A 26,321-nucleotide genomic window follows, 5' to 3' on the forward strand; every position below is an offset into this window, starting at 1 on the left:
GGAGAGTGGTGACGAACGCTGTTCAGCAGCCCAACGCGGTTGACGTTGGGAGTGAAGACAGTGTTGCCTTTGATTCCACGCTCGTGGCTTCTGAACGTATTGCGTTCAGTGCAGATCGTCTTGATTCACTGCGGGTCGCGCAGGGTCGCCCGACGCATCGGTTCTTCAGCATCCCGCTAGGGCAACGCGTCGCGCTTGGCGAAGATGCTTGCCATTTCCGCCATGTTCTCGGTTCCCCAAGTGCACAGCGGGATGATCGCGTCAGCCAAGCTGCGACCGAGCGGGGTCAGCGCGTAGTCCACGCGCGGTGGTACCTCCTTGTAGTCGGTCCGCGCTAGCACGTGATCGGCCTCCAAATCCTTCAATTGCTGGATCAGCACCTTGTCACTGACGCCCTGGACCAAGCGCTTTAGTTCGCCATAGCGTTTTGGGCCGTCGCGCAGGAAAAACAGGACCAGCGGTTTCCACTTGCCCGAGATGATGCGGAGCGTGGCGTTGAGCCCACAACCGGGGTCGCAGGTTTCAGAAGTCGTCGTCATTTTTTGGTACTTACCTAAAAGTGCATACTTGTCCTTAGGTTATCAGAACCGCATCCTTCGTCTCAAGCAAGCAGCTCCCTGCTTCCATACAACGATTAGGAAGGATGCACGACATGACCAGACTGAATGGAAAGACCGCGGTGATCACCGGTGGTGCTACCGGCATCGGCCGCGCCGCCGCAAAACGCTTCATCGAGGAGGGCGCCTTCGTCTTCATCTTTGGCCGCCGGCAGGAAGCGCTCGACGCTGCTGTAGCCGAACTCGGGCCCAATGCCCGCGCGGTGAAGGGCTCGGTCTCCGATCTGGCCGACCTCGACCGACTCTACGCGGCGGTGAAAGCCGAGCGCGGAACCCTCGACATCGTCTTCGCCAATGCCGGGGCGGGAAGCCAGCTTGCGCTCGGCAAGATCACCGCCGAGCACATTGACGAAACCTTCGACACCAACGTGAAGGGTACGATTTTCACGGTCCAGAAAGCGCTGCCGCTGATGGGCGAGGGCGGTTCGATCATCCTGACCGGATCGAGCGCCGGCACCACGGGCGCCCCGGGAATGAGCGCCTACAGCGCGAGCAAGGCGGCAGTGCGCAACCTCGCGCGGACCTGGGCCGAGGACCTGAAAGGCACCGGCATTCGGGTAAACGTGCTGTCGCCCGGGGCGACGGCGACCGAACTCGCGAAGGAAGCGCTGGGCGAGGAGGGCCAGAAGGTCTACGCCGCGATGACTCCGCTTCAGCGCATGGCCGATCCGGCGGAGATCGCGGCAGTAGCTGCCTTTCTCGCGTCGCCGGACAGCAGCTTCATGACTGCCAGCGAAGTCGCCGCTGACGGCGGTCTTGCGCAACTCTGACGCCCCACACCCAGGCGCTCCATTCGATTATTCGGAGCGCCGTAGAACTCGGTAAACCTCAGGAGAATTTATGAGCTACGCAATTATCGGCTTCGGCAATATCGGCCAGGCACTGGCCAAGGCTTTTGCCCGCAACGGCATCGAAGTGTCCGTTGCAACCACGCGCAACCCGGAAAGCTTTGCATCGGCCGCGGCCGCCATCGGACCCCAGATCATTCCCAAAAAACTGGCGGACGCGGTCAAGGCGGACATCGTCTTTTTGGCTGTCCGGTTCGAGTCGCACCCGGATGTCGCGAAGGCGCTGCCGAACTGGAAGGGAAAGACCATCATCGATGTGACCAACGCCTACGGTGTACCCCCTGAGGAACTGGGGGGACAGCCGTCTTCCAAGGTCGTCGCGCAGGCCTTCGCTGGTGCAAGACTGGTGAGAGGCTTCAACCATTTGGGCGCTGCCGTCCTTGGCCAAGACCCGGCCGTACAGGGTGGCAGGAGAGTCGTGTTCCTGGCGAGCGACGATGACGACGCCGCAGCGGAGGTTGGTGCGCTTGCAGAAATTCTCGGTTTCTCGCCGATCAAGCTGGGCGGGCTTTCGGAAGGTGGACTGCTTGTACAAGCGCGCGGAAATAGCTGGGGACAACTGATCTTCAAGGACTTGGTGAAGTTCGACTGATGAATCGTGATCGTCAATTTTGATGCGATCTCCCTCGTGGAAAAGGGCAGCCACAGTCTGATCGAAGCGAGGGCGACGCTGGCATCACGACCTCGCCGGCAGTGTGCCTATAGTTTGTGCGCCGTGACAGGGCGCGCTTGCCATCTTTCTCATTCATCGCTCTGAGGAAAAATACATCCGCCATTGCGGACCAGCGCCTTCACCTCTTCGCTCACCTGCATGGGGTTTTGACTTAATCGAGCAACAAACTCCTCGCGGCGCCGCACGTACGACTCCGAATCGTGCTTTGCACTCCAAAGGACGATGTTAAGCACGATGGGAATGAGGTCCAGGCCCTTCTCGGTCAGCGTGTAGAAGTCCTTGCGCCTGTCGTCGGGGCTGGGTGCCTTCGAGAGAATCCCTTGCGCCTCAAGAAAGGCAAGGCGGGAAGCAAGAACATTGGTCGCGATTCTCTCTTCCGATTTCAGGAACCCGCCATACGTCTTCTTTCCAACAAAAACGATGTCGCGAATGATCAAGAGCGACCACCGGTCGCCGAAGATCTCCACGCCATAGTTCACTGCGCAATGGGACCGAACGTCTTCTTTAGATGTTGTCTTCATGGCTGGATCTTACATCGCTTGCATGCCGCAAGTAAATTTCTGTAATTCACTTGCTTTATGCAAGTGATGCGACCAGCATAGCTCCTACATTGAGCGCGGTCGCCGGATTTGCGGCGGCACTCCATGAATGATCAACCTCAAATCTGCAAGGAAACTGCGCATGAGCACTATCAGCATCATCGGCTCAGGTGGCATGGCCGCAGCGATCGGCGGCCTTGCCGCCAAGGCTGGATACACCGTCGAGGTGATGAGTCGAGATGCCGCCAAGGCGCTGGCGCTGGCCGAACAGATCGGAGCCGGCGCGACCACAGGAACGTTCGGCGCAGCCCCGGCCGGGGATATTGTCATCCTGGCGGTTCCTTACTCCGCCGTTCTCGACGTGGTGAAGCAGTACGGCGAAGAACTGGCAGGCAAGCTTCTTGTAGACATCACCAACCCTGTGGCCCCGGACCTCACGAGCTTTGAGACTCCTGAGAACAGTTTCGGCGCGCAGGAGATCGCCAACGCCGCCCCGGCCGACGCCGAAATCATCAAGGCGTTCAACACCCACTTCTCCCACGTCCTGGCTGCCGGTCCTGTCGAGGGCCACCCGCTGGACGTGTTCATCGCCGGGGACGGCGCGCTGGCGAAAGCACGCGTCTCGGCGTTCATAGAAAGCCTCGGACTGCGGCCGATGGACACCGGGCCGCTGCTCATGGCGCGAACGCTGGAGCACGTCTGCCTGCTGTCGCTGGGCCTCATGACCCACTGCGTCAAACACACCAACTTCTCAATCGGCGTTAGCCATCTCGGCTGAGCGTTTGCGTATCACCACTTCTCGCATCACATCACTTACAAGGAACATCAACATGCGCGTTTTCGTTACTGGAGGGACCGGCCATTCTGGTCCGTATATCATTTCTGACCTTATTGCAGCCGGTCACGAGGTCACTGCGCTTGCCCGGTCGGACAAGTCCGCAGAGGCGGTGTCTGCGCTTGGCGCCAAGGTGCGTCGCGGCGACCTCGATGATCTCGACGGGTTAAAAGCGGCGGCAGCGGATTCCGACGGTGTCATTCACGTCGCGCACAGGCAAGACCTGCTTCCCACCGGAGGCCTCGACGCGGTGGCTGCCGCGGAGCAGGCGATCATGCTCGCATACGGCGAGGCGCTGAAGGGGACCGGAAAGCCGCTGGTCACGTCTGGGAGCATCGGCTCGCCGGGTTGGGAACATCTTGGCCGTCCAGCAACCGAGGAGGATCCCACCCTCTCTGGCGGCGAGAAGTTCAAGGGCACCTTGCGAGTTCGTAACATCGTCGAAACGACCGTACTCGGTCTCGCCAATCAAGGCGTGCGGTCCTCGGTCGTGCGGATTCCTACCATCATGCACAGCACGACCGACAACGCCGGCTTCCTCCCGATACTGATCGGACTTGCGAAGGAGAAGGGCGTCGTAGGCTATCCCGGTGACGGCAAGAACAACTGGTCGGCCGTGCACGCCCGCGACCTCGCCGCTGTGTTCCGTCTGGCACTGGAGAAGGGCCCTGCCGGCAAAAATTGGCACGCGGTTGCCGACGAGGCTATTTCGTTCCGCGCCATCGCCGAGGCCATTGGCAGCCGTCTGGGCCTGCCGGCCGTGAGCATTCCCGCGGACGTACTGATGCTGCCGGGATACTTTGGCTTCCTCGCGAATCTGGTCACGCTGGACCTCCCGGCATCCAGCCTCATCACCCGCCAGACCCTCGGTTGGGAGCCCGCTCAGGCCGGGCTGCTCGAGGACCTGGACAACGGTCATTACTTCCCTGCCGACGAGCAATAATCCAATTCACGAGGAAACTGCACATGAACACCATCAGCATCATCGGTTCAGGAGGCATGGCCACGGCAATTGCCGGTCGTACCGCCAAAGCGGGATACACCGTCGAGGTAATCAGCCGCGACCCCACCAAGGCGCAGGCGCTGGTCGACAAGCTCGCAGCCGGAGCGACCACAGGGATATACGGGGCGGTGCCGGTCGGCGACATCGTCATCCTCGCCGTGCCTTACACCGGTGCGGCGTCGGTGGTGGCCGAGTTCGGGGACGCGCTCGACGGCAAGGTGATCATCGATATCACCAACACGGCCTCCCCGGATCTCACGGGCCTCGTCTCTCCCGCCGGCAGTTCTGGTGCGCAGGAGATCGCCAAGATCGCCCCCGCCAGCGCGCATGTAGTAAAGGCATTCAACACCCTCTTTGGCCACGTGCTTGCCAAGGGTGGACCCCTCGACGCGTTCATCGCCGCCGACGATCCGGAGGCGAAGGCGCGCGTCTCGACGTTCATCGAGAGTCTCGGGCTGCGTCCGTTGGATGTCGGCGGCCTTCACATGGCCCAGACGCTCGAGGCCCTCGGCCTGATGATGATCGGCCTGGCCAAAAACGGCGCCGGCACTTGGGACATCGCCTTGAACGTCGATATCGGCTGAATCACCGACACCCGTCAGTCTCATAGAGGCCAAACAAGGACGCTTGGTCAGTGAGGCGATGCAGACGGAAATAGTGATAGAAGGCTTGACCCAGGCGCGGGTCCTGCCAAACCGCCTACTGGTGGTGCTTGTGTGGAAGCAACCTACCGACTATGAGCAACCGCTGCCAGTTGCTCGGTATCTACGCGAACAAAAACGGAGTCTCCAATAGCCGTCAGCACATCCCCCGCGTAGACCTCGCAGATGACGCGAGTTTTGCGCCCGACTTCACCTTCGACTTTCGCACGCAGGGTCAGCGGTACACCCATCGGTGTCGGCTTGATGAACTTGATGCCAAGGTTGCCCGTGACGCAATTGATGCGGGGGAGGCTTGCGACTTCGCGGTGTTCCATACGGTAGTGATAAGCCATCGCCGTCCAGTTTGAATGGCAGTCAACCAGCATCGCAATCAGCCCGCCGTAAACCAGTTCCGGCCAGCCGCAATACTGGGCATCAGGCAAGTGCTCGGCCATGACATGCACGCCGTCCTCATGCCAGAAGCTCTTGATGTGAAGCCCATGCGGATTGCTGCTGCCGCAGCCGTAACAAACACCTTCGGGCGCGGCGGTGTCTTGCAGGGAGGTATCGAGCCTGGACATACGGTGGTCATCCTCAAAAATGTGAACCAAACCGTCGGATTTTAACGCTGCAATCGGCCGCGGTCACTCGGGCAACCCGGCCAGCCGCAGTCCATCCGCGAGGCGCGCGAGATCCTCGGGCCGTTGGATTGGCAGCCAGTCCTTCAGGTTGGAGATGCGCAACGAGGGTTCCAGCTCGTGCAGGCGTTGTATCGCCTGCTTGGCTTTGTCCATTTGCCCGGTGAACGCATGACTGGCCGCCATCAGGGCAACCGAGGGCAGGAGAGTGGGCAGGTTCCCCAGCGCCTTCTCCGCCCAGGCCGAAGCGGCGTCGAAGCGCCCGGCGAAGAAATACGCGATCGCCATACCTACCTGCATCCGGAACATTTCCGGGTCCAGCGGACTCAAGCGAACGGCATGGCTCAAATGCTCGATCGCTTCGTCTGTTTCACCGCGCAGTGCGCGCAGGATACCGCCCAGGTACCAGGCGGGGGCGAGGTTGGGATTGAGCAGGCGTGCCCTGTCGAGCAGGGCAATGCCGCCATCGACATCGCCAGCGAGATGGGCAAGCGCATGTCCGCCTCGCGTCAGTGCCACTGCATCATCCCGGCCGAGTGCCACCGCCAGCCGCGCAAGCCGTATGCCTTCGGCGATCTCTCGAGGCCGATCGCTCATCCAGCCATTCAACTTGCGCCAGAAGTGACACCAGGCTGCCATGCCATAGGCCGATGCAAATTCCGGATCGAGTTCGATGGCTTTGTAGAACAGCGGCGCCGCCACGTCGATGGCTTCCCGAGTGCCGCTGTGCAGTTTTGCCATGCCGCGCAGGTAGTAGTCGTAGGCGTCCAGGCTTTCCGTCGGTTTGCGCTTGGCGCGTTCGATTTCCGCCCGTTCCAGCTGCGGCGCGATGGCGCCGACGACGCTTTCGGCGATTTGATCCTGCAGGTCAAAGATGTTGTCGAGCAGGCCTTCAAAGCGCTCCGCCCAGATATGCGCCCCGGTTGTTGCGTCGATGAGCTGCCCGGTGATGCGTACCTTGTTCCCGGACTTGCGCACGCTGCCTTCGAGCACGTAGCGCACGCCGAGCTCCTGGCCGACGCCCTCGGCGTCCACCGCACGGCCCTTGTAGGTGAAGCTCGAATTGCGGGCGATGACGAACAGCCAGCGGATACGCGACAGGGCGGCAATGATGTCCTCGACCATGCCGTCGGCGAAATACTCCTGCTCCGGGTCGCCGCTCAGGTTGTGGAAGGGCAGGACGGTAATGGAGGGCTTGTCCGGGAGAGCGAGCGAGGAGGGCGGTGTTTGCTTCGGGTCCTCGGGTGCGATTTCGCCGATGCCAGGTCCGCCAGGCTGTCGTGCGCCGTCGATCTCGTCGATCTTTATCTCGCCTACGAAGCGGTAGCCCTTGCGAGCGACTGTGCGCACCAGCCGCTGTTCCTCGCCGGTATCGCCGATGGCTTTGCGCACCGCATTGATGTGGCTGGTGATCGTCGATTCCGAGACGATCCGGCCGTTCCACACCGCCTTGAGCAGGTCGTCTTTGCTGACGACGCGATCGCGGTTGTTGACGAGCTGCAGCAATAGATCGAAGGCCTGTGGCCCGACGGCCACGACTTGCCCGCGCAAGGTCAGTTCCCGGCGCTCCTGATCGAGCACGTAGTCTTCAAACACGAATGGCAAGGTGTGTATCCCCTGGTCGAGCGCCCTCGACTCCGTGTCCGAGCTGGCGATTGGTACATGGTGCCGATAATACGGCAGCACGTAGCCCACTGCACCGTCCAGCAAGCGACTTCTTTGGACGAAAAACCAAGCTTGCCCGAAGACAAACTCAAGGTCGGCACAAGGACTTCCCTCACGCACGCGGGCACTCTCTTTCTACCTCGACAGCAATGGTTGCCGTCGAAAAGCGTAGGAAGAGAACCCATGAAGATCGTCGTCATCGGAGGCACCGGCCTCATCGGATCGAAACTTGTGAAGAACCTCCGCGAGCGCGGCCATGACGTGCTCGCCGCCGCCCCCAGCACGGGCATCAACAGCGTCACCCGCGAGGGCCTGGCCGAAGCGATGGATGGCACCGATATCGTCGTCGACGTGGCGAACGCGCCTTCGTGGGAAGACCAGGCCGTCCTCGATTTCTTCGAAACGTCGAGCCGTAACCTGCTGGCTGCGGAAGCTGCCGCCGGTGTTCGTCATCACGTTGCCCTGTCGATCGTCGGTAGCGAACGGCTGCCCGAAGCAGGCTACTTCCGCGCCAAGGTCGCGCAGGAAAACCTTATCAAGGCGTCCGGAATTCCTTACACCCTGTTGCGTGCCACGCAGTTTTTCGAGTTTGTCAGCGGCATTGTCCAGTCGTTCGCCGTCGGCGAGGAGTTTCACGTTTCGCCAGCGCTGATCCAGCCGATAGCGTCCGACGACGTGGTGGCGGCGCTGACCGATGTCGTGCTGGCAGCGCCGGTCAATGGCACGGTTGAAGTCGCAGGTCCTGAAGCCATGCCCCTCGACGATCTGGCCAGGCGCTTTCTGCGGGTAACCCAGGACAACCGTAAGGTCGTGCCGGACGTGAATGCGCGCTACTTCGGCGCTGTGCTCGACGATCAATCGCTGACCGGCGGCAAGAACGCGCGCCTGGGCGCGATCCGCTTCGAGGACTGGCTCGCTCAGTCGACGGTCCGGTAACGATTCGCGCCATCACGTCCCCATCCACCAAGGAGCAATGTCATGGTCACTCGATTTGTATTAGCCGCGCTCTTCGCAGCGCTCTCGATCAGCGCAGTGTCGGCCGCTGAGCCGCCCGCCGGAAAGGTGACGGTCGTGTTTGACCGTCCCATTCCCAATATCCCTGGCAAGAGCATGAAGGGCGTAGTCGTCGAGTATGGGCCGGGCGCCGCGTCGCCATCCCACACCCATCCGAAAACGGCCTTCATCTATGCAACGGTCCTGGAGGGCTCGTTTCGCATCAAAGTCAAAGGCCAGCCGGAAAAGATCTACCACGTCGGCGAAAACTTCGTAGAGGAGCCGGGCTCCGTACACGAAGTCAGCGCCAATGCCAGCGACACCCAATCCGCACGCCTGTTGGCCGTGTTCGTCCTCGACAGCGATGAAAAGACGCTCGTTACACCTATCAAAAAGTGAGCTGATCACCCGCTCATGAATGCTCGACAGCCCGGCGGCAGGTCACTGCCGCCCGTGGCTGCTGCAGTCCCAGGCATTGAACAGGAAATGACAACATGAACGCGCTTCAGGACAAGGCCGCCATTGCCACCGGGGCAAGCGCCGAGATCCCTGTCGTGGTGACACGGCAAAGCAAGAGAAAGAAGATCGGCATCCTGCTGTGCATCGGTGCCGTGGTGGTCTTGGCGGGCGGGTGGGCCCTGGCGCTTACGAGCGGTGCAACCTCCACCGATAACGCTTACGTGCGCGGCGACGTCACCTCGCTCGCCGCAAAGGTTGCCGGCTATGTCACTGCGGTCGAGGTCGAGGACAACCAAACCGTGCGGGCCGGTGACGTCCTGTTCCGTATCGATGATCGGGACTATCGCGCACGGCTGGCGCAAGCCGTGGCCAATGTCAGCGCTGCCCAGGCTCGCCTGAGCCATGTCGATGCAGAAACCCAGCTTCAGCGTGCCCTGATTCGACAGGCAGAAGCCCAGAGACGCTCGGGTGTGGCCGAGATGAATCTGGCGAACAAAACCCATGATCGCAGCCGCAAACTCATTCTCAGCAACGCGGTCAGCCAGGCCCTCGTCGATGAAAGCGACGCGGCACGATTGCGAGCCGAGGCGACGGTATCCGGCGCTTCCGCAACGGTCGAGGCGCAACAGCAAGGCATCGCCGTTCTCGTGGCGCAGCGCGAAGCTGCCGTGGCTGCGGTGACGCAGGCGCAGGCCGCGCGCGATCTTGCCCAGATCGATCTCGACAGCACCGTGGTACGCGCGCCGGTTGATGGCGTGGTCGGTAACCGTCAGGTTCGCGTCGGCCGCTTTGTTACGACAGGCGTTGCCTTGCTCGATATCGTGCCGGTCAACGACGTATGGGTGGTGGCGAATTTCAAGGAAACCCAGCTCGAACAAATTCGCCCCGGTCAGCGTGTGCGAGTCACGGTCGACGGCTACCCCAGCGGGGCACTTGAAGGCGTGGTCGACAGCTTTGCACCGGGTAGCGGGTCGGCGTTCAGCCTGCTCCCCACCGACAACGCGACCGGCAACTTTGTGCGTGTCGTGCAACGCGTTCCGGTGAAGATCCGGCTGGTCCACAACCCTTTGCCGGGCCGTATCGTGCCGGGCCTGTCCGCCCGGGTCGAGGTTGCGCACGGGGAGGGATCATGAACGCGGAGGCCAGTGCGATGCGGAGCAATACCCGCGTTACGACCGGTGTCTTGCTCATGGTGGGCATCGTCCTGGCCACGCTGACGGAAGCGATCGCCAGCACCGTTCTGTCGCTCGGACGCGGCGACATCATTGGCGACACCTATGCCACGCCTGATGAGTTCGCCTGGCTGGATATCGGTTACACCGCGCTCAAGCTGATCGGGTTCATGACCGCGCCTTGGTTGCTGACGCGTTTTAATCCGCGTCATGTGATCATCGGCTCAACCCTGGCCATGGGCACGGCATGCGGGATTGCCGCCCTCACGGCTCGGCTGGACCTGCTGATCGCGCTTCGAATTATTCAGGGCTTCGCTGGCGGCACCCTGCTGGTCGGGGGGCAAACGATCATATTTCGCTCCTTTGCGCGATCTCGCCAACCCATCCTTCAAGCCCTGTTTGCCATGGGCGCCGTTGTCGCGTCCGCGACGCTGGCCCCGGCGCTTCAAGGGTGGTTGATCGATAGCCAGTCCTGGACATGGATTTTCTTCTGCGTTGTTCCGGCGGCCCTGGCGGCGACTGGATTTCTGCTGATCGCAGACAGCCCGATGCCAGCCAAGGTCCGACACCATCCGTTTGACTGGGTCGGCTTCGCGCTGATGTCTGCGACGCTGTTCTGCTTCACTTACGTTCTCAGCCAGGGCAGCCGATGGGACTGGTTCGAAGAGCCACGCATCTTCTGGCTGACCGTGATCGGCGCAGCCGCGCTGCTGGCATTTCTCGGCCAACAAGTGTTGGCCAAAGGCCAAGGTCTGCTCGACTTCACCCTGTTCAAATCGAGCGATTTTTGCTTCGCCTTTATCGTCAGTTTTGTCGCCGGTGCCGCGTTGTTCGGCAGCGCGTTTTTGATCCCGGCGTTCGCCCTGTCGGTCCTCGCGTTCACGCCTACCGATGCCGGCCTGCTCCTGTTGCCCAGTGGCGGGTTGTTTATCGGCGGACTCCTCATCTGCGCCTGGCTGATGCAGGTCCGCCGCGTTCCGCCGGTTGCCACAGTGCCCTTTGGCATCCTGATGATCATGGTTGCGATGTGGATGCTGTCCGGTTCGACCAGCGAAAGCGGCACAGACGACATGATGGCCGCCATCCTGTTGCGCGGTCTGGGCCTTGGCTTCCTGTTTCTGTCGATCACGCTGATCGCGTTCAGCGACCTCAACCGCCGCAACCTCGCCTATGGAATAGGTCTCTTCAATACGGGGCGCCAGTTGGGTGGTCTGATGGGCGTCGCAGGGCTCCAGACACTGATCGACCATAACGTCTTCGCCAATGCCGTGGTGCTCGGCGCCAATGTCACCCCCGGAGGGGCCGCGGTCATCGAACGGCTCACGACCACGACAGCCATACTGTCGGTGAAAGGGATGGATGCAGCGGCCGCTGGCCGGGCAGCGGTGAGCCTCCTGGGCCGGGTCGTGTCAGGTCAGGCCACGGTGATTGCCTTCGACACCGCGTTCATCGCTGTCGCCCTGCTTTTTGTAGTCGCCGCACCCATGCTGGTTGGCATCAAGATCGGACTCTCGAAATACGCGAAAGCACGCGCTGCGCGAACCGTAGCGTGAGGCTTCACTCAGTCCAGGTTACCCAGCAGCCACTCACTGAAGCTTCGCGCCAGCGCATTATTCTCACTGTCACGATGGGTCAGCATGGCCCAGTTCGGGCCGCGAATGGTTTGTTCCACCAAGGGTTGCAACAATCCTTGGTCGCGCGCCTGCCGACTCAATAACTGGCTGACCAGAGCGATACCGAGCCCCGCGCATGCGGCGTCCAGCAGCAGGCCGGGGTCGGAGAAATTCAGCCCCTGATCTTTCTGGCCGACATCGATGCCAGCTTCCACCGCCCAGTGACTCCAATCCATTTCCCGCTCGCCATGAAGGGTGGTGCGCTGTTCCTGTGGCAGCGCCAACAGGCTCGGGTGACACGCCGGATAGAGGCGGTCGGCGTGCAACACCTTGAAGCTGCACTCGGCTTGGGAGCTGATGTCATCGCGCACGGCGAGGTCGATGGTCTGGGTGGTCATGTCCGGGACTTCATCGGTACTGAAAATCCACAGATCAACGTCCGGGTGCTCGCGGCGAAAATCTCCCAGGCGTGGCAGCAGCCAATGGCGAGCGAACGCCGGGGTGGTGTTGAGGACCAGTTGGTTGGGTTTCTGGTATTGCCCCAAGCGGCGAATGCCGACGGCCAGTTGTTGCAGCAATGCCTGGGTGGTGCTGAGCAGGTCGTGACCGGCATCGGTCAGGCTGACGCTGCGTCCACTGCGAAAGAACAAGGGTTGTTCGAGGTACGCCTCAAGGCTGCGGATCTGCTGACTGATCGCCGATTGGGTGAGGTGCAACTCGTCGGCCGCCTTGTGGAAACTGCCCAGCCGGGCGGCGGCTTCAAAGCCGCGAAGGGTGCTGAGTGGCGGCCAGTGCTTGAGCATATTGATAAGTTCCTCTAATCATTTGTCTGCAAAATCCATCGTTTGTTTGCCTGATTTTACGGCCGTAGCATGCATGCCAGGACCACCAAAGCAGTTTTGTTGAACACAATGGCTTAACTAAAAGGGCTTTTTATCATGCAGCATGTCATGCAGCAGAATGAAATTCGAAACAGCGGTTGGATGATGCCGGCCGAGTGGGTCAGGCACGCCGCCACCTGGATGGTCTGGCCGCACAACACGGCACTCTGGGAGTCCGGTTGGGGCGTGACATTGCCTCTGGTGCAAGAGGACTTCGCTCGCGTCGCCAACGCCATCGCCCGTTTCGAACCGGTGAAACTGGTCGTCGACCCTTCTGCGATCGCCAGTGCCAAAGCGCTATGCGGGCCGAACATCGAATTGATCGAGCTGGCGGTGAACGACAGCTGGTGCCGGGACTCCGGTCCGAGTTTCGTCTGCCATCCGCAATATGGCCTGGCCGGCGTGAGCTGGCGCTTCAATGCGTGGGGCGGCAAGTCGGCCCATGATCTGGACGAAAGCCTGGCTCGTCGCGCACTCAATCACTTGGGCGTGGAGTGCTTTGGCACACCGCTGAGCAATGAAGGCGGGGCCATCCATGTGGACGGCGAGGGCACGCTGATCACCACCGAGTCGGTATTGCTCAATCCCAATCGCAACCCGGGCATGAACAAGGCGGAGATGGAGGACATCTTCACGCGTCTGCTGGGCGTGAAGAAGACGATCTGGCTGCCGGGCGATCCGGACTATGTGACCGGCGACATGACTGACGGCCACGTCGATGGCGTGTGCGCGTTCGCCCGCCCTGGCGTGTTGCTGGTGGACGCCACCCACGACCAGCACTCGGTGTATGCCAAAGTGGCCCGCGAGAACCGTCGTGCCCTGGAGCTGGCCACCGATGCCCGAGGCCGACAGTTCGAGCTGATCCCCTTGTATGAAGCCACCGATGCCGTGGACACCGAAGCTGAAGTGTTCTGCGCCTCCTACACCAACTTCTACATCGCCAACGACGCCGTCATCATGCCGGCCTACGGCATTGATGCCGACAACGTCGCGGCCGCCGTACTGCGGCAGGCATTTCCGGGACGCGAAGTGGTGCCGGTGCGGATCAATCACCTGGCCCATGGCGGTGGCGGTGTGCATTGCATCACCCAGCAGCAACCCGCCTGGCCGGTGGAGGGTTGATGCCATGACGCTTCTGACCATCGCCACCACCCAGATGCCCTGCACCTGGGACCTGCAACACAACCTCGATCAGGCCGAGCAACGGGTGCGCGAGGCCGCGGCCAAAGGCGCCCAGGTCATCCTGTTGCAGGAGCTGTTTGCCACGCCGTATTTCTGCATCGAGCAAAGCCACAAGCACCTGGAGCTGGCCGAGGAATATCGATACAGCCACGTGCTCAAGCGCTTTGCCGCATTGGCCAAAGAGTTGGGTGTGGTGCTGCCGCTGAGCTGGTTCGAGAAGGCCGGCAATGCCTACTTCAATTCCTTGAGCGTGGCCGATGCCGATGGGCGCTTGCTGGGGGTGTATCGCAAGACCCACATTCCCAACGCCATTGGCTATCAGGAGAAGGAATACTTCAGCCCCGGCGATACCGGTTTTCGTGTCTGGGACACGGCGTTCGGGCGCCTGGGTGTCGGGATCTGCTGGGATCAGTGGTTCCCCGAAACCGCGCGTTGCCTGGCGTTGATGGGCGCTGAAGTCTTGCTGTTTCCCACCGCCATCGGTTCCGAGCCTGGCTGCGCGACGCTGGATTCCCGTGACCACTGGCAGATGACCATGCGCGGCCACGCCGCCGCCAACCTGCTGCCGGTGGTGGCCGCCAACCGCATCGGTCGCGAGGTGGCCACCACCGATCCTGCGCTGCAAATGAGCTTCTACGGCTCGTCCTTTATCTGCAACCACAAGGGCAAGTTGCTCGCCGAGGCCGACCGCGACAGCACCGGCGTGCTCGTGCACAGCCTGGATCTGGCGGCCATGGCCGAAGAGCGCTTGAGCTGGGGCATTTACCGCGATCGCCGTCCGGACATGTACGGCGCGCTGTTGACTCAGGACGGTCGTCACACCCATGCACGCTGGAAGACTCAAGAGGTTTGATATGCACTCGATCAATAAACTGTTGAGCGGCGCCTTGGGCCTGGCGCTGGGCTGTGCCTTGCCAGCGCTGCACGCGGAAGAGAAAACCCTCCGGCTATACAACTGGGCCGACTATTTTGCCGAGGACACGCTGGCCAGATTCACTGCCGAAACCGGGATCAAAGTGATCTACGACGTCATGGATGGCAGCGAGACGCTGGAAGCCAAAATGCTCGCCGGCGGCAGCGGTTATGACCTGATCTTCCCGGGTGACACCGTCGCCGAACGCTTGATGCGCGCCGGCAGCCTGCAACCGCTGGACCGGTCAAAACTCACGGCCCTGAATGACATCGAACCTGGCTTGCAGAAGCTGCGAACGCATTACGAGTTTTCGCGCCAGGCCACCGTTCCCTACACCTGGGGCACCATCGGCCTGACCTACAATGCCGAGCAGATCAAACAGCGTTTGCCAGATGCTCCCGTTAACAGCCTCGACATGTTGTTCAAACCGGAGCTGGCAGCCAAATTTGCCGACTGCGGCATTTCGATGATCGACTCGCCGGACGAAGTGCTGGCCGTCGTGCTCAATTATCTGGGCCGGGAGCCACGCAGCGCCAAGCCCGAAGACCTGGCAGCGGCGAGTGAGCTGCTGCTGAAACTTCGGCCGTACATCCGCAAGTTCCAGTCGCAGCCGGTCACCGATCTGGTGAACGGCAACCTGTGCCTGTCGCTCGGTTACAGCGGGGACATGACACAGGCGCAACGGACGGCGGATTCCGCCGGCAAGAACGCCATGTTCCAATACCGTATCCCCCGTGAAGGCACCACGGTGTGGATGGACACCATGGCGATTCCGGTCGACGCCAAACATCCGGAATACGCCTATGCCTTCATCAACTTCGTCATGCGCCCGCAGAACATGGCCGCCATCAGCAACTTCACCGGCTACCCCACCTCCAATGCCAAGGCGCGTGCGAGTGTCGATGCGACCATGCGCAACAACCCGGATATTTACCTCGACGAAGCCACTTACGCGCGGCTGATCCCGGGCAAGGACATTCCCCAGCCCGATATGCGGGCGCGCATGCGCACCTGGACCAAGTTCAAGACGGCCACCGCGAAATGACTTCAGACACACATTCCAGGGACCAACACATGTCGACGCGTCGTGAGTTCATCAAGCAAGTATCGGTAGTCGCCGGTTTGGGCGTGGCAGCGTCTATCGGGCTTGGCCTGACACCCCTGCGCGCGCAAGCGGCGACCTCCGGCAATTGGCGTATGCCGGATGAGGGCGACAAGCATCAGCGGGCCTTCATCGCCTTTGGCGCGCAGGAAGCGATCTGGGAGGATTTCACCCCCGACGTACAAGCAGCCATTGGCCTGATCGCTCGCACCCTCGCGCGATATGAACCGGTGACCGTGTTCTGTCGCGAGCGAGAACGGGAGATGGCCGAAGAGCACTGCGGCACAGCTGACATCACCTACGTCACCACCGAACTCGACGACATCTGGATGCGCGATATCGGCGCCAACTTTGTCATCGATGGGGACGGCGGGCTCGGCGCCGTGGATTTCAACTTCAACGGCTGGGGCAACAAACAACAGCACGGCGAGGATGCGCAACTGGCCGCTCTGGTTGCGAGCACTGCGGAAGCCCGTCATATCCGCAGCGAGTTGGTGGGTGAGGGCGGTGGTATCGAAGTGGATGGTCACGGCACGGGGATCATGACCGAAAGCAGCTGGATCAATGCCAACCGCAACCCCGATTGGAGCAAGGCCGAAATCGAGCAAGAGCTGAAAGCGCGCCTGGGCTTGCGCAAGATCATCTGGCTGCCGGGGATCAAAGGTAAGGACATCACGGATGCCCACGTCGATTTCTATGCCCGTTTCGTCAAGCCAGGCGTTGTGATCGCCAACCTCGACAATGACCCTCAGTCATACGATTACAGCGTCACGGGTGCCCATCTGGACATTCTCAACAAGGCCACGGATGCCGATGGTCGCAAGCTACAGGTGCATACCGTGTCGCCACCGCTCAACCCGCGAAAGAGCAGGTTCAACCGCAACAACCCGGACTTTGCCGCTGGCTACATCAACTACTTCGTGATCAACGGGGCGGTCATTGCGCCCGAGTTTGGTGACCGGGCGGCAGACTCCAAAGCCTTTGATTTGTTGTCCGAACTCTACCCGGACCGTGAAGTGGTACAGCTCAACATCGACGCGATTTCTGCCGGTGGCGGCGGTATCCACTGTGTGACCAGTCACCAACCGTTGGCGTAGTCTGGGTCAACGCTTTGCCCTCCGGTTTTGCGAAGCCGTCAGGCCTTGACCCAGCGTTGACGGCTCCAGCTGCTCAATGTGTCGACGGCCAATACCAGCAACAGCATCGCCAGAATGACCGTGCTGGCTTGAGCTTCCTGGAACAGGCTGAGGCTCACATAGAGCATTTGCCCCAGGCCACCGGCGCCGACGAAGCCGAGCACACTGGCCATGCGGATATTGTTTTCCCAGCGGTACAGGATGTAGGCCAGTAGTTGCGGCAACAGATTGGGCAGTGATCCGTAACAGAACGCCCATACGGCATTGCTGCCCTGCAGGCGGATGGCTTCGGCCGGTTCGGGTGGGGTGTTTTCCAGCGCTTCGGCGAACAGCCGACCGAGCACGCCGGTGGTGTGCAGGGCCAAGGCCAGGGTGCCGGCATTGGGGCCGAGCCCGGCGGCCAGGACCATCAGCGCAGCCCACACCAATTCCGGAACTGCGCGCAAAGCGTTGAGCACCAGACGCGACGCGCTCTGCAAAGGCCAGCCGAAGCGCCCGGCCGCGGGCAATGCCAACAGCAGGCCGAATACCGCCGCGAGCAGGGTGCCAAGGGCGGACATGGCAAGGGTTTCCAGGGCGCCATGGCCGATGGCTTGCAGATGGCTCGCGCTCAAGTCCGGGCTGAGAAAGCGTTGTGCATAGGCGCCCATTTGCTTCAGGTTGCCGCTGCCACCCAGTTCGCCGAGGTCGATGCCCAAGTAGATGAACGAGGCGACCACCGCTGCGCCGATACACAGGAGCAGCATCAGGTTGATCAGGCGATTCATGCCAGCCTCCAGCGCAGCAGGCGGCTGAGTTGATCGGCGAGCAGCACCAGGGCGAGAAACGTCAGTAACAGACTGGCCACTTCACCGCCGGCGAACATGCGCAACGACAAATCCATTTGCTGGCCCAGACCGCCGGCACCGACGAAGCCCATCACCACCGAGGCACGGATGGCGCACTCCCAGCGGTACACCGTGTACGACAGCAATTCCGCAGCGACATTGGGCAGGATCCCGTAGAAAAAGGCTGAGAGCCGACTGCTGCCAGCTTGCAGCAGCGCGTGGGCCGGGCGCTGATCAACCGACTCGAAAATTTCCGCGTAGACCTTGCCCAGCATGCCGCTGTAGGTAATGGCGATGGCCAGCACCCCGGCCGTCGGGCCGAGGCCGACGGCACGCACGAATAAAAGCGCCCAGACGATTTCCGGCACGCTGCGCAGGAAGATCAGTAAACCGCGTACCGGCCAACGCAGCAGTTGACCCCAATAGCCCGGGTGGCCGGCACGGGAGGCGGCAGACAACGACAGAGCCCGACTGGCCAGCAGGCTGGCGGGGACGGCTAACAGCAACGCCAGGGCCATGCCCGCCGTGGCGATGGCCAGGGTTTGAAAGGTGGCTTGCACTAACAGCTCAATGAATTCCTCGCCATGGGCCGGTGGCCAGAAGGCTGAGACAAACCGGCCCATTTCGCTCTGACTGTCACTCGCCACCAGTACACGGAGGTCCAGCTCGCTGAAGCGAATGCCCGGCCACAGCAGGGCAAGGGCCAGCAAGGTGAGCAGCAAGCGGGGCCAGGTGGCCGGATCTCGGGTATCACGGGTCAGCATCGGGGAATCTGCACACTCAAGGGCGCCGGAGTAATCGGTGGCGATTGCAGCTGCTCGTTGGCGTAGAGCTTGTCGAGCAACTCGCGGTCGACTTCGCTGGCCGCAAGGTCGAACAGGATCTGTCCGTCACGCAAACCGATGATTCGCGAAAAGTGCGCCAGGGCCAGTTCCACCGCATGCAGGCTGGCGACCAGGGTGACGTTGTTCTGCCGGGCATGGCGGCAGAGCACTGACAGCGTGTGCTGGGCCAACACCGGGTCCATGGCCGACACCGGCTCATCGGCCAGCAACACCTCGGGCGCTTGATACAACACGCGGGCAATGCCCACGCGCTGTAGCTGTCCACCGGACAGTTGCTGACATAGCGCGAACAACTTGTCGCTGAGGTCGAGCCTGGCCAATGCCGCGCGTGCGCCCGGAATATCCACCGGATGCAGCAAGTTCAGCAGGCTTTTGCCCAGCCCCCACTGACCCAGCTTTCCAGCCAGAACCGCGGTGACCACGCGCTGGCGCGGTGGCAGCGGGGGCGCTTGATGGATCAGGCCGATGCGCGCGCGCAGACGCTGACGCTGACGGGCAGACAGCTGCCAGGCATGCTCGCCGAGCACCTGCAGCTCACCAATGTCCGGTCGCAGGGCGGTGGCCAGCAGGTTGAGCAGGCTCGACTTGCCCGCGCCGGACGGGCCGATGATGGCGACCTGTTCGCTGGCGCCGATGTGCAGGTCCACGCCGCGCAGCGCCTGGACGCCGTTGGTGTGGGTCAGGCTGACCTGGGTCAGATGCAACGTCATTTGAGCAGTTCGGCGGCGCGTGCGGCTTCCTCGATGCCCTTGTAATTCTCAGGCTTGGTTTCGATGAATCGGCTGGCGGCCTGCAGATCCAGAATCTCCTTGTCCTTGGGGCTCGCCGGATCGAGCGCCAGAAAGGCTGCCTTGATCTTGGCCGCCAACGCCGGGTCTAGAGTCCCGCGCACCGTCCAGTTGTAGTCGTAGTAGGCCGGGGTGGTCGCAAACACTCTGACCTTGGTGGTGTCGACCTTGCCGGCGGCGACCAGTTTTTCCCACACGCTGGCGTTCAGCACCCCGGCGTCCACCTTGCCGGCCTGGACCCAGGCGACAGTGGCGTCATGGGCGCCGGAATAGCCCACGCGACTGAAGTAGGTTTCCGGCTTGATGCCATCCTTCAGCATGAAATAGCGCGGCATGAGACTGCCTGACGTGGAGGACACCGAACCGAAGGCGAAGGTCTTGCCCTTGAGGTCGGCGAGGGAGTTGACGGCCGGGTCGGCGGTGATGAATTTGCTGGTGAACTGGGCGTCCTGTTCGCGCTGTACCAGCGGAATGGCATTGCCGGTTTTCAGGCGTGCCTGCACGAAGGTGAAGCCGCCCAGCCAGGCCATATCGATTCGGTCGGTGGCCAGCGCCTCGACCACGGCCGGATAGTCGCTCACGGGAACGAACTCGACCTTCATGCCCAATTGCTGTTCCAGGTAGGCACCCAGCGGCTTGAACTTGCGCAGCAGTTCGGTCGGGGCTTCATCAGGAATGGCGCTGACTTTCAGGGTGTCGGCGGCCTGCGCCAACAGGCTGCAAAAAGACAGCGTCACGCCGACAGCCAATGCCAGGGTACGGTTGAGCATGAAAATTCTCCGGTGCATTAAGGCAAAATGTCGATACGCCGAGCGCAAGCTGGTTGCCGCATGGCGCATTGTGAGGGTAGACGAAATGGAGCGAAATTGACCGCTTTTGGCCTGGCATCATCATGTTTCATGACCGCCCGTAACCCGGCACGAGGGTTCGCTCACGCTTAGCTATTCTTTAAGACACTACAAGTGTTGCACGTTGAACAGAGGATTGAGTGATGAGGATGTTACTGATGGTCGAGTGCCCTAACGAACCCTTCAACTCCCTTGTCAAAACCGGGAAGGTGGGCGAGGTCATTGAACGCATCCTGACCAGCATCAAACCGGAGGCGGCGTACTTTACCGAGCAAGATGGCAAGCGTGGTGGGATTTTTGTGGTCGACGTACAAGACCCCTCCGACATCCCCGCTTTTGCGGAACCCTTTTTTCTCAACTTCAACGCCACCTGCAAATTCCGTATTGTGATGAGCGCTCAGGATCTGCAAAAGTCTGGTCTGGAGACGCTCGGGCAAACGTGGGCGTGCTGAGAGGCCATTTGGGGTCGCTGCTGGCGACCCCGATGAGTCCCGCCATTACAGGGTTTCAACACTGGCCTGTTTTCAGACAAACCAAGACACACAGACCCCTTTTTCTCTTCGGGTCGCAGAAGCCCAAACGAACCTCTGCTCCCGTACGATCGGCTATCGCCTTGACGATTGATAACCCCAACCCAGAGCCTGCTTCATTGGTCCCAAGGCTGCGATAAAACGGATCGAACACCCGCGTGTGTTCCTCTGAAGAGATTCCTGGGCCTGAGTCTTTGATCTGCAGGATTGCAGTCTCTTGCACCCGCTCAACCGCAAGGTCAATCCGTCCGCCAGGCGGTGTATAACGGATCGCGTTATCCACCAGATTCTTGATCAGGATTAACAGGTCCATCTCGTTGATGAGGACATGCACGTCCTCGATACTCTCAACACCAATATCGATGTGTTTGCGTTCTGCCAGTGGTAATAAATCCTCCAATACACGTCGATAGATGTCATGGACTGAAACGGCTGTCTGTGGTCGATTGGAGCTCGATTGTGCGGCAGCCAGGGTCAGCAGTTGATCGATCAGATTTCTACCGCGCTCTATCCCTTGCGACAACGGCAACAGACGTTCACGGGCCAGCGCCGGCATCTCAGTGGCGGCCAGTCGCTCAGCTTGCAGGGAAAGGGCCGTCATGGGTGAACGCAGTTCGTGGGCAGCGTCAGCGACGAAACGACGCTGGTTTTCCATGGACTGCGCAACACGCGCGAGCAAGCGATTGATCGCCACGACGAAAGGCCGAATCTCGGTTGGCAAATGGCGCTCGTCGATAGGGTGCAGTGCCTGTTCGTCGCGTCGATCGATGTCAGCCGAAAGGGCGGCAATCGGACGGAACAGTTTGCGCACCAGGTCGCTCACCACCAGCAATAGCACCGGAAACAGAATGAGATACGGCAGCAAACTTCGCCAGGCGCTCTCGCGGGCTTCTTTGTCGCGGACGCCGGTTTCTTGGGCGACGACGATGCGTTCACCGCGGGCTGTGGTTCTGACCAGCACACGAAAGTCTTCGCCGGTGACCTTCAAGGTTGAGAGGCCATCGGCAAGCGTGGTGGGGAAGGGCAGTGGTATCAGGGCGTCATCGTTGCCGATTGCTTTACTGCCATCGGCCAGGTATTGCACGATGACCCTGGATTCTTCATTGTCGCCATCGACTTCCCGGGAGGCGGGATAGCGTAGGGACATCTGCTGTCGATCAAACAGGACGGCCACCTGACGCAAGGTATCGTCCTGCATTTCGTGGGCCTCGTCGAGCGCTGAGACAAACGCAAAAATCCCGGCCAGCACCGCAACGATCAGGATGGCCAGCGATAGCGTCACGGACAGGCGTAGTTGTACCGAGTCCCTCAAACGCTTTTTGAAACCATCCATCCCATACCCCTGACGTTCTTGATGATATGGCCGCCCAGCTTGCGTCGCAGGGAGTGAATCAAAAACTCCACCGCGTTGCTTTCCACTTCATTGCCCCAACCATAGAGGCGGTCTTCGAGTTCACTGCGCGAGAGAATTGCGCCTGGCCGAATCATCAATGCCTGCAGCAGGGCGAACTCACGACTGGACAATTGGATGTCGCGATTTTCCAAGGTGGTGGCTTGTTTGGAGATCAAGTCCAGCGACACCACGCCATTGTCCAACACGGACAGGGCAGCGCCACCTTTACGACGAAGCACGGCTCGTATACGGGCCAGCAACTCCGCCATATCGAACGGTTTGAGCAGGTAGTCGTCAGCGCCGCCGTCAAGGCCGCGCAGGCGATCTTCCAGGTTGTCCCGTGCGGTGATGATCAGCAGTGGCACCGGGTTGTCGCGCCCGCGAATGCTGTCGAGGACATCCAGTCCATCCATCCCGGGCAACCCAAGATCCAGGAGCACCAGGTCATAGTGTTGGGTGTCCAGCGTTGCAAGCGCGGTGAAACCGTTTTTCACCCAGTCAGTGGCATAACTCGCATCGTTCAGGGCGCCCTGGGTCGCATCGCCAATCATCGGGTCGTCTTCAACCAGCAATATCCGCATTTGCCGCTCCGGAAAAAGGCGCGACCGTTATGACCGTCGCGCCAGTATTGAAGCATCTGTACAAATGTTTGTCCGCTGCGGGTTCACCTTCGGGATCAGGATGTGCCCTTCATCGAATCGAAGGCCTTCAACAGCTCATCCATCATAGCCTTGCAGTCGTTCTGTTGCGGGTTACTGGCGCGCAAGGCATCGAGCGCGCGGTCGATCGCCTTGTCCACGACGTGCCAGTCGCTGGCGGCGCGAGGTTTGATCCCGGCTTCGGCCGAGTCCCAGGCAGTTTCCAGATCCTTGATGCGGGCTTTCGCACCGGGCAGATCATTTTTGTCGACGAGCACGGCTACGTCGGCGGCTATGTTGCGGAACTCGGACAGATCTCCCAGTTTTGAACCCGAATGGGATTGAGTGCTTGCCGAGCTTGAGGTCGTACCTGTATTGGGTTTGTCGGCAGGTTTCGAGCACCCGGCGGCGACGCTGAGCAAAAAAATCGACGAGACGATGGCAACGTGGCGAATGATGTTTTGAATCTGGCGCATGACGATTCCTTCAATGACTTTTGGGCGTTTACTGAGTAACTGTTTTGCGATTGCCGACGGTGATTTGCGCGACCGCAACCAGAATGACAATGACGCACAGGAAGATGGCACTGGTCCAGGTGGCACCCATTCCGAGACCACCGTAAGTTTTGGCTTGGGTCAGCAAGTCGCCGAGGGAAGCGCCGAACGGGCGCGTCAGGATGTAGGCGATCCAGAACGTCAGCACCATATTGCCTCCCATGCGCCAAGCCATCAGGGTGGCAGCGATCAGCGCTCCGAAGATCACGGCACCGAGGGTGAAACCCAGCCCCAAGGCTTCGGTAGCCAGGTCACCGGCGGCGGTACCGAGGGCAAAGGTGCAGAGCACGGTGGCCCAGTAAAACAACTCTCGCCGCGGCGTGATAATTTCCCGGATCGATACGTTGTGTTCGGTCCGGTACCAGACCAGGAAGTTAATCGCCAACAAGGCGGAAAATACTGCCGTGCTGGTGTACAGACTGACGTCCAGTACGTCGGTCAAAATGTCGGTGATTTGTGTCCCGACGATGCTCACCAACACGACGGTCAACCAGTAAATCCAGGGCGTGTAGGCTTTGGTGCGCAATTGGTAGAACATCGCGATTGCCAGTAAAACCGCCATGCCGATACTGGTCGGGCCCGCGCCGAAGCCGGCATCGACGGCAAGAAAGTCAGCACCCGTTTCACCCACGGTCGTGGACAAGATCTTGATCACCCAGAATGACAGCGTCACTTCGGGTACTTTGTTGAGCCAGCCGGCTAGTGCGGGTTTCATAGGCGGGTAGCCTCTCCTGAGCAGCGCGGAATGTGCGCGAGGAGGAAGGTACGCAGCGAAACTTAGCTGAGCCTGAGGGGAGGTCAATTGGCAGGGGCGAGGGATAAGCAGGATGAGTTGGAGGCATTACTAACGAAAGGAGTTTCGTCAACGCGGCAGGAGGCTCGCACGGACGATTTGCAGGGGCTATAGATGCGTATTATTCCGGGCACAGAGCTTGTACCCAATCCCATGTACGGTATGCAGCAGTGGTTCATCAAAGGCTTTGTCCAACGCCCGTCTCAACATGTGGATGTTACTGCGAAGGCTGTCACTGCTAGTAGGATGACGCCCCCAAATGAGATCTTCCAGTTCAGTCCGTTTGACAACATGCGGGCTCCTGCGCATGAGGGTTTCCAAGAGTTTCATGCAGGTAGGATTCACCTTGATGGGGATCCCGGCGCGAGAGATTTCCAGGGTGTCTAAATCAAACTTCAGATCGGCTACAACCAAAGTCCGATTCATTTTGCCAGCGCGGCGCGATACGACGGCTTCGATCCTGGCAAGAATCTCGGACATGGCAAAGGGCTTGGTGACGTAGTCGTCAGCACCGACCTTAAAACCAGCCAGGCGATCTTCCAGTTGGTCCCGTGCACTCAACATCACAATGGCAATGTCAGATTTGGAATTCTCGCGCAAGCTGCGGCAGATCTGGTTGCCATCGATGCCTGGGAGCATGACGTCCAGAACAATCGCATCAAAGTCTTTCGAGGCAGCGAGATGAAGCCCGCTCAATCCATCCAGTGCTCCCTCGACGTAGTGGCCCTTTAGCGTGAAAAACTCCATCAGGTTGTCGTGGATGTCACGATTGTCCTCGATAATCAAAATATTCACTGCATAGCCTTTATGCTTCTAATCAAGTTAAACAAACTCCGACGGTCGTGCAGGGAGGATCAATCTTCTCTCTCGGCTAACTGCATATTCGATACCCGAGCGAAAGCCTGATTTTTGTATTCTGCCGCGTTCAGCGATTGCGCACGAATGATTCGTGTAGTCTTTTCGCGCTTGCGTTAGATGGAACGCCGTTATTCAGCAGAGTCGGCTACGCTTGAGCGGTCAGCAGAGAAAGCTCGATTCAAAAAGGAGATAGGGGAATGCATGGATGCGGATTGGTAGGGGACTTGCTCCACTTGGCCCTTTATTTGATGACCATTGCCTTTTGGGTGTTGTTTTGGATGGTTTGCATTTTCAATGCAAGGGGCCGTCTGAAAAGCCTCTTGGGTGCCCACGCATTGATGATTTGTGTTCTGTTGTTCCCAATGTTGCCCGCGACATTTATTGGCGGGGCGTTGATTGCTTTTGGTGTTGAAGGCCTGATCTGGAGTCTGTGTATTACAGGGATAGGATTGCCCATTGCTGGCATGCAATGGGTCCAGCCTTACGTTAAAAATCGATCTACAGAAAATTCACATCACGTTGACCTTTCAGCGACAGGTGGATGATTAGCCTACAATTCTGGCCACTGGAGAACGCCAATGAGCGCCCCTGTCAAACTTAAATTTTCCGAAAAATACGATAAAGATCACGCAAAACAATACTACCTGAAGCATCAGGATGGTCTATCGCGGAAACTGTCCCATTATCGGGACGTACAGATGGCGCGAGATGCGTTACACAAGGCGGGAGACCCGGGGCTGGTTCTCGACCTTCCATGCGGTGCGGGGCGGTTCTGGCCTTTGCTTGCAGAAAATCCTAATCGAATCATCATCGGCGCAGACAATTCGCCGGATATGATTAACACCGCTCTTGAGAATCAACCTGCCGATATAGTCAAACGCGTAAAGACGCTCGAGACTTCAGCGTTTGCCATCGATCTACCTGGTAATTCGGTCGACAGTATTTTCAGCATGCGGTTGATTCATCATATCGGTGAATCTGCGCATCGATTGGCGATGCTGAGAGAGTTTCATCGGGTGACGCGAGACACCGTCATCTTGTCGATGTGGGTCGATGGCAACTTTAAGTCATGGAAGCGCAAGCGCCACGAACAGCGGCGTAAGGCAAGGGGCGAGCAGAGTGGATACCAGAACAGGTTTGTTATTCCTCGATCCGTCGCAGAAGCTGAGTTCAAGCAAGCCGGATTCGTCATCGATAGCAAGTCTGACTTTATCCCGTTTTATGCAATGTGGCGTGTTTACGTGCTACGCAAAATTTAAACCCTGATCAACGTGTCCAGCGCTGGCTCGGGGATTCGAGCCGGCTAAACAAACCTTCCGTGAATCCCCTCAACTTTG

General features: G+C 60.1%; 30 protein-coding genes. 16 read left to right on the forward strand and 14 right to left on the reverse strand.

Annotated elements, in window-relative coordinates:
- Positions 1-176: 176 nt before the first annotated feature.
- Complete coding sequence (locus QF010_RS09325; protein ID WP_033060032.1) at positions 177-539, reverse strand: winged helix-turn-helix transcriptional regulator; 363 nt, start codon at positions 537-539, stop codon at positions 177-179.
- A gap of 113 nt (positions 540-652) precedes the next feature.
- On the opposite strand from QF010_RS09325, the gene QF010_RS09330 reads away from it, so the two are divergent.
- Positions 653-1,387 (forward strand): SDR family NAD(P)-dependent oxidoreductase, encoded by a 735-nt coding sequence (locus QF010_RS09330; protein ID WP_429510485.1) that lies wholly within the window; start codon positions 653-655, stop codon positions 1,385-1,387.
- Positions 1,388-1,457: 70 nt separating this feature from the next.
- Positions 1,458-2,057, forward strand: a complete 600-nt coding sequence (locus tag QF010_RS09335) for an NADPH-dependent F420 reductase (RefSeq protein WP_429532966.1) — start codon at positions 1,458-1,460, stop codon at positions 2,055-2,057.
- A gap of 149 nt (positions 2,058-2,206) precedes the next feature.
- Here QF010_RS09335 and QF010_RS09340 read toward each other — a convergent pair whose 3' ends face one another.
- Positions 2,207-2,659 (reverse strand): winged helix-turn-helix transcriptional regulator, encoded by a 453-nt coding sequence (locus QF010_RS09340; protein WP_033060036.1) that lies wholly within the window; start codon positions 2,657-2,659, stop codon positions 2,207-2,209.
- 127 nt (positions 2,660-2,786) lie between these two features.
- Between QF010_RS09340 and QF010_RS09345 the strand changes: the two genes are divergently transcribed.
- The 3 genes from QF010_RS09345 to QF010_RS09355 are packed head-to-tail and all read left to right on the forward strand — an operon-like array spanning position 2,787 to position 5,099.
- Positions 2,787-3,455: an NADPH-dependent F420 reductase gene (locus tag QF010_RS09345; RefSeq protein WP_429532967.1), complete on the forward strand. Its 669-nt coding sequence runs from the start codon at positions 2,787-2,789 to the stop codon at positions 3,453-3,455.
- A gap of 52 nt (positions 3,456-3,507) precedes the next feature.
- Entirely contained in the window at positions 3,508-4,455 is a 948-nt protein-coding gene (locus QF010_RS09350; protein ID WP_429532968.1) for an SDR family oxidoreductase, read from the forward strand.
- A 23-nt stretch (positions 4,456-4,478) separates the two neighbouring features.
- Positions 4,479-5,099 carry an NADPH-dependent F420 reductase gene (locus tag QF010_RS09355; RefSeq protein WP_429532969.1) on the forward strand — a complete coding sequence of 207 codons (621 nt, stop codon included), beginning with the start codon at positions 4,479-4,481 and terminating at the stop codon, positions 5,097-5,099.
- A 143-nt stretch (positions 5,100-5,242) separates the two neighbouring features.
- On the opposite strand, the gene QF010_RS09360 is transcribed toward QF010_RS09355, so the two are convergent.
- Together QF010_RS09360 and QF010_RS09365 are read right to left on the reverse strand one after the other, a co-directional pair.
- Positions 5,243-5,737 carry a PaaI family thioesterase gene (locus QF010_RS09360; RefSeq protein ID WP_429532970.1) on the reverse strand — a complete coding sequence of 165 codons (495 nt, stop codon included), beginning with the start codon at positions 5,735-5,737 and terminating at the stop codon, positions 5,243-5,245.
- Positions 5,738-5,800: 63 nt separating this feature from the next.
- The gene (locus tag QF010_RS09365; protein WP_429533074.1) at positions 5,801-7,399 is read right to left on the reverse strand and encodes a winged helix-turn-helix domain-containing protein; all 1,599 of its coding nucleotides are present in this window, start codon (positions 7,397-7,399) and stop codon (positions 5,801-5,803) included.
- A gap of 243 nt (positions 7,400-7,642) precedes the next feature.
- Here QF010_RS09365 and QF010_RS09370 point away from each other — a divergent pair, with 243 nt between their 5' ends.
- The 4 genes from QF010_RS09370 to QF010_RS09385 all read left to right on the forward strand — a co-directional run bounded on the left by QF010_RS09370 (position 7,643) and on the right by QF010_RS09385 (position 11,636).
- On the forward strand, positions 7,643-8,395 hold the full coding sequence (locus QF010_RS09370) for an SDR family oxidoreductase (RefSeq protein ID WP_429532971.1): 753 nt from the start codon (positions 7,643-7,645) through the stop codon (positions 8,393-8,395).
- 42 nt (positions 8,396-8,437) lie between these two features.
- Positions 8,438-8,851: a cupin domain-containing protein gene (locus QF010_RS09375; RefSeq protein ID WP_033060052.1), complete on the forward strand. Its 414-nt coding sequence runs from the start codon at positions 8,438-8,440 to the stop codon at positions 8,849-8,851.
- A gap of 95 nt (positions 8,852-8,946) precedes the next feature.
- Positions 8,947-10,044 (forward strand): HlyD family secretion protein, encoded by a 1,098-nt coding sequence (locus QF010_RS09380; RefSeq protein WP_429532972.1) that lies wholly within the window; start codon positions 8,947-8,949, stop codon positions 10,042-10,044.
- Positions 10,041-11,636, forward strand: a complete 1,596-nt coding sequence (locus QF010_RS09385; protein ID WP_429532973.1) for an MFS transporter — start codon at positions 10,041-10,043, stop codon at positions 11,634-11,636. The genes QF010_RS09380 and QF010_RS09385 overlap by 4 nt, the downstream gene beginning before the upstream one ends.
- Positions 11,637-11,644: 8 nt before the next feature.
- Here QF010_RS09385 and QF010_RS09390 read toward each other — a convergent pair whose 3' ends face one another.
- Positions 11,645-12,499, reverse strand: coding sequence for a LysR substrate-binding domain-containing protein (locus QF010_RS09390; RefSeq protein WP_429532974.1), 855 nt, complete (start codon positions 12,497-12,499; stop codon positions 11,645-11,647).
- Positions 12,500-12,646: 147 nt separating this feature from the next.
- Between QF010_RS09390 and QF010_RS09395 the strand changes: the two genes are divergently transcribed.
- Genes QF010_RS09395 through QF010_RS09410 form a run of 4 tightly spaced genes read left to right on the forward strand, consistent with a single transcriptional unit; the run spans position 12,647 to position 16,871 of the window.
- Positions 12,647-13,699 (forward strand): agmatine deiminase family protein, encoded by a 1,053-nt coding sequence (locus QF010_RS09395; RefSeq protein WP_429532975.1) that lies wholly within the window; start codon positions 12,647-12,649, stop codon positions 13,697-13,699.
- 4 nt (positions 13,700-13,703) lie between these two features.
- Positions 13,704-14,612, forward strand: coding sequence for an N-carbamoylputrescine amidase (gene aguB, locus QF010_RS09400; RefSeq protein ID WP_429510474.1), 909 nt, complete (start codon positions 13,704-13,706; stop codon positions 14,610-14,612).
- A 1-nt stretch (position 14,613) separates the two neighbouring features.
- Complete coding sequence (locus QF010_RS09405; RefSeq protein WP_429510473.1) at positions 14,614-15,717, forward strand: extracellular solute-binding protein; 1,104 nt, start codon at positions 14,614-14,616, stop codon at positions 15,715-15,717.
- 29 nt (positions 15,718-15,746) lie between these two features.
- Positions 15,747-16,871 carry an agmatine deiminase family protein gene (locus QF010_RS09410; RefSeq protein ID WP_429532976.1) on the forward strand — a complete coding sequence of 375 codons (1,125 nt, stop codon included), beginning with the start codon at positions 15,747-15,749 and terminating at the stop codon, positions 16,869-16,871.
- Positions 16,872-16,909: 38 nt separating this feature from the next.
- Here QF010_RS09410 and phnE read toward each other — a convergent pair whose 3' ends face one another.
- From phnE to QF010_RS09430, 4 genes are read right to left on the reverse strand one after another with little or no spacing between them, the layout of a single operon-like run.
- The gene (gene phnE / locus QF010_RS09415; protein ID WP_429532977.1) at positions 16,910-17,677 is read right to left on the reverse strand and encodes a phosphonate ABC transporter, permease protein PhnE; all 768 of its coding nucleotides are present in this window, start codon (positions 17,675-17,677) and stop codon (positions 16,910-16,912) included.
- Positions 17,674-18,501 carry a PhnE/PtxC family ABC transporter permease gene (locus tag QF010_RS09420; RefSeq protein ID WP_429532978.1) on the reverse strand — a complete coding sequence of 276 codons (828 nt, stop codon included), beginning with the start codon at positions 18,499-18,501 and terminating at the stop codon, positions 17,674-17,676. The genes phnE and QF010_RS09420 overlap by 4 nt, the downstream gene beginning before the upstream one ends.
- On the reverse strand, positions 18,495-19,292 hold the full coding sequence (locus tag QF010_RS09425) for a phosphonate ABC transporter ATP-binding protein (RefSeq protein ID WP_033060070.1): 798 nt from the start codon (positions 19,290-19,292) through the stop codon (positions 18,495-18,497). The genes QF010_RS09420 and QF010_RS09425 overlap by 7 nt, the downstream gene beginning before the upstream one ends.
- Positions 19,289-20,140: a putative selenate ABC transporter substrate-binding protein gene (locus QF010_RS09430; protein WP_033060072.1), complete on the reverse strand. Its 852-nt coding sequence runs from the start codon at positions 20,138-20,140 to the stop codon at positions 19,289-19,291. The genes QF010_RS09425 and QF010_RS09430 overlap by 4 nt, the downstream gene beginning before the upstream one ends.
- Before the next feature lie 221 nt (positions 20,141-20,361).
- Here QF010_RS09430 and QF010_RS09435 point away from each other — a divergent pair, with 221 nt between their 5' ends.
- Entirely contained in the window at positions 20,362-20,670 is a 309-nt protein-coding gene (locus QF010_RS09435; RefSeq protein WP_033060074.1) for a panthothenate synthetase, read from the forward strand.
- A gap of 55 nt (positions 20,671-20,725) precedes the next feature.
- On the opposite strand, the gene QF010_RS09440 is transcribed toward QF010_RS09435, so the two are convergent.
- The 5 genes from QF010_RS09440 to QF010_RS09460 form a co-directional block, all read right to left on the reverse strand.
- Complete coding sequence (locus tag QF010_RS09440; protein ID WP_429532979.1) at positions 20,726-22,081, reverse strand: ATP-binding protein; 1,356 nt, start codon at positions 22,079-22,081, stop codon at positions 20,726-20,728.
- Positions 22,057-22,722, reverse strand: a complete 666-nt coding sequence (locus QF010_RS09445) for a response regulator transcription factor (protein ID WP_429532980.1) — start codon at positions 22,720-22,722, stop codon at positions 22,057-22,059. The genes QF010_RS09440 and QF010_RS09445 overlap by 25 nt, the downstream gene beginning before the upstream one ends.
- A gap of 95 nt (positions 22,723-22,817) precedes the next feature.
- Entirely contained in the window at positions 22,818-23,255 is a 438-nt protein-coding gene (locus QF010_RS09450) for a hypothetical protein (RefSeq protein ID WP_429510466.1), read from the reverse strand.
- 28 nt (positions 23,256-23,283) lie between these two features.
- Complete coding sequence (locus QF010_RS09455; RefSeq protein ID WP_429510465.1) at positions 23,284-24,048, reverse strand: COG4705 family protein; 765 nt, start codon at positions 24,046-24,048, stop codon at positions 23,284-23,286.
- A 186-nt stretch (positions 24,049-24,234) separates the two neighbouring features.
- Positions 24,235-24,921 (reverse strand): response regulator transcription factor, encoded by a 687-nt coding sequence (locus tag QF010_RS09460; RefSeq protein WP_033060083.1) that lies wholly within the window; start codon positions 24,919-24,921, stop codon positions 24,235-24,237.
- A gap of 296 nt (positions 24,922-25,217) precedes the next feature.
- Here QF010_RS09460 and QF010_RS09465 point away from each other — a divergent pair, with 296 nt between their 5' ends.
- Together QF010_RS09465 and QF010_RS09470 are read left to right on the forward strand one after the other, a co-directional pair.
- Positions 25,218-25,529, forward strand: a complete 312-nt coding sequence (locus QF010_RS09465; protein ID WP_429532981.1) for a hypothetical protein — start codon at positions 25,218-25,220, stop codon at positions 25,527-25,529.
- A gap of 33 nt (positions 25,530-25,562) precedes the next feature.
- Positions 25,563-26,243 carry a class I SAM-dependent methyltransferase gene (locus tag QF010_RS09470; RefSeq protein ID WP_033060087.1) on the forward strand — a complete coding sequence of 227 codons (681 nt, stop codon included), beginning with the start codon at positions 25,563-25,565 and terminating at the stop codon, positions 26,241-26,243.
- Positions 26,244-26,321: the final 78 nt, after the last annotated feature.

Source organism: Pseudomonas silensiensis (genome assembly GCF_050434865.1).
In the GTDB taxonomy this organism is placed as follows: Bacteria; Pseudomonadota; Gammaproteobacteria; order Pseudomonadales; family Pseudomonadaceae; genus Aquipseudomonas; species Aquipseudomonas fluorescens_W.

Excerpts from the sequence above, each read along its gene's own strand:
- QF010_RS09355 (WP_429532969.1), top strand. The coding sequence starts at position 4,479 with ATGAACACCATCAGCATCATCGGTTCAGGAGGCATGGCCACGGCAATT.
- QF010_RS09360 (WP_429532970.1), bottom strand. The coding sequence starts at position 5,737 with ATGTCCAGGCTCGATACCTCCCTGCAAGACACCGCCGCGCCCGAAGGT.
- QF010_RS09350 (WP_429532968.1), top strand. The coding sequence starts at position 3,508 with ATGCGCGTTTTCGTTACTGGAGGGACCGGCCATTCTGGTCCGTATATC.
- QF010_RS09440 (WP_429532979.1), bottom strand. The coding sequence starts at position 22,081 with ATGGATGGTTTCAAAAAGCGTTTGAGGGACTCGGTACAACTACGCCTG.
- phnE (WP_429532977.1), bottom strand. The coding sequence starts at position 17,677 with ATGAATCGCCTGATCAACCTGATGCTGCTCCTGTGTATCGGCGCAGCG.
- QF010_RS09380 (WP_429532972.1), top strand. The coding sequence starts at position 8,947 with ATGAACGCGCTTCAGGACAAGGCCGCCATTGCCACCGGGGCAAGCGCC.
- QF010_RS09390 (WP_429532974.1), bottom strand. The coding sequence starts at position 12,499 with ATGCTCAAGCACTGGCCGCCACTCAGCACCCTTCGCGGCTTTGAAGCC.
- QF010_RS09385 (WP_429532973.1), top strand. The coding sequence starts at position 10,041 with ATGAACGCGGAGGCCAGTGCGATGCGGAGCAATACCCGCGTTACGACC.
- QF010_RS09405 (WP_429510473.1), top strand. The coding sequence starts at position 14,614 with ATGCACTCGATCAATAAACTGTTGAGCGGCGCCTTGGGCCTGGCGCTG.
- QF010_RS09425 (WP_033060070.1), bottom strand. The coding sequence starts at position 19,292 with ATGACGTTGCATCTGACCCAGGTCAGCCTGACCCACACCAACGGCGTC.
- QF010_RS09455 (WP_429510465.1), bottom strand. The coding sequence starts at position 24,048 with ATGAAACCCGCACTAGCCGGCTGGCTCAACAAAGTACCCGAAGTGACG.
- QF010_RS09395 (WP_429532975.1), top strand. The coding sequence starts at position 12,647 with ATGCAGCAGAATGAAATTCGAAACAGCGGTTGGATGATGCCGGCCGAG.
- QF010_RS09330 (WP_429510485.1), top strand. The coding sequence starts at position 653 with ATGACCAGACTGAATGGAAAGACCGCGGTGATCACCGGTGGTGCTACC.
- QF010_RS09430 (WP_033060072.1), bottom strand. The coding sequence starts at position 20,140 with ATGCTCAACCGTACCCTGGCATTGGCTGTCGGCGTGACGCTGTCTTTT.
- QF010_RS09420 (WP_429532978.1), bottom strand. The coding sequence starts at position 18,501 with ATGCTGACCCGTGATACCCGAGATCCGGCCACCTGGCCCCGCTTGCTG.
- QF010_RS09345 (WP_429532967.1), top strand. The coding sequence starts at position 2,787 with ATGATCAACCTCAAATCTGCAAGGAAACTGCGCATGAGCACTATCAGC.
- QF010_RS09370 (WP_429532971.1), top strand. The coding sequence starts at position 7,643 with ATGAAGATCGTCGTCATCGGAGGCACCGGCCTCATCGGATCGAAACTT.
- QF010_RS09335 (WP_429532966.1), top strand. The coding sequence starts at position 1,458 with ATGAGCTACGCAATTATCGGCTTCGGCAATATCGGCCAGGCACTGGCC.
- QF010_RS09450 (WP_429510466.1), bottom strand. The coding sequence starts at position 23,255 with ATGCGCCAGATTCAAAACATCATTCGCCACGTTGCCATCGTCTCGTCG.
- QF010_RS09410 (WP_429532976.1), top strand. The coding sequence starts at position 15,747 with ATGTCGACGCGTCGTGAGTTCATCAAGCAAGTATCGGTAGTCGCCGGT.
- QF010_RS09435 (WP_033060074.1), top strand. The coding sequence starts at position 20,362 with ATGAGGATGTTACTGATGGTCGAGTGCCCTAACGAACCCTTCAACTCC.
- QF010_RS09325 (WP_033060032.1), bottom strand. The coding sequence starts at position 539 with ATGACGACGACTTCTGAAACCTGCGACCCCGGTTGTGGGCTCAACGCC.
- QF010_RS09445 (WP_429532980.1), bottom strand. The coding sequence starts at position 22,722 with ATGCGGATATTGCTGGTTGAAGACGACCCGATGATTGGCGATGCGACC.
- aguB (WP_429510474.1), top strand. The coding sequence starts at position 13,704 with ATGACGCTTCTGACCATCGCCACCACCCAGATGCCCTGCACCTGGGAC.
- QF010_RS09340 (WP_033060036.1), bottom strand. The coding sequence starts at position 2,659 with ATGAAGACAACATCTAAAGAAGACGTTCGGTCCCATTGCGCAGTGAAC.
- QF010_RS09470 (WP_033060087.1), top strand. The coding sequence starts at position 25,563 with ATGAGCGCCCCTGTCAAACTTAAATTTTCCGAAAAATACGATAAAGAT.
- QF010_RS09375 (WP_033060052.1), top strand. The coding sequence starts at position 8,438 with ATGGTCACTCGATTTGTATTAGCCGCGCTCTTCGCAGCGCTCTCGATC.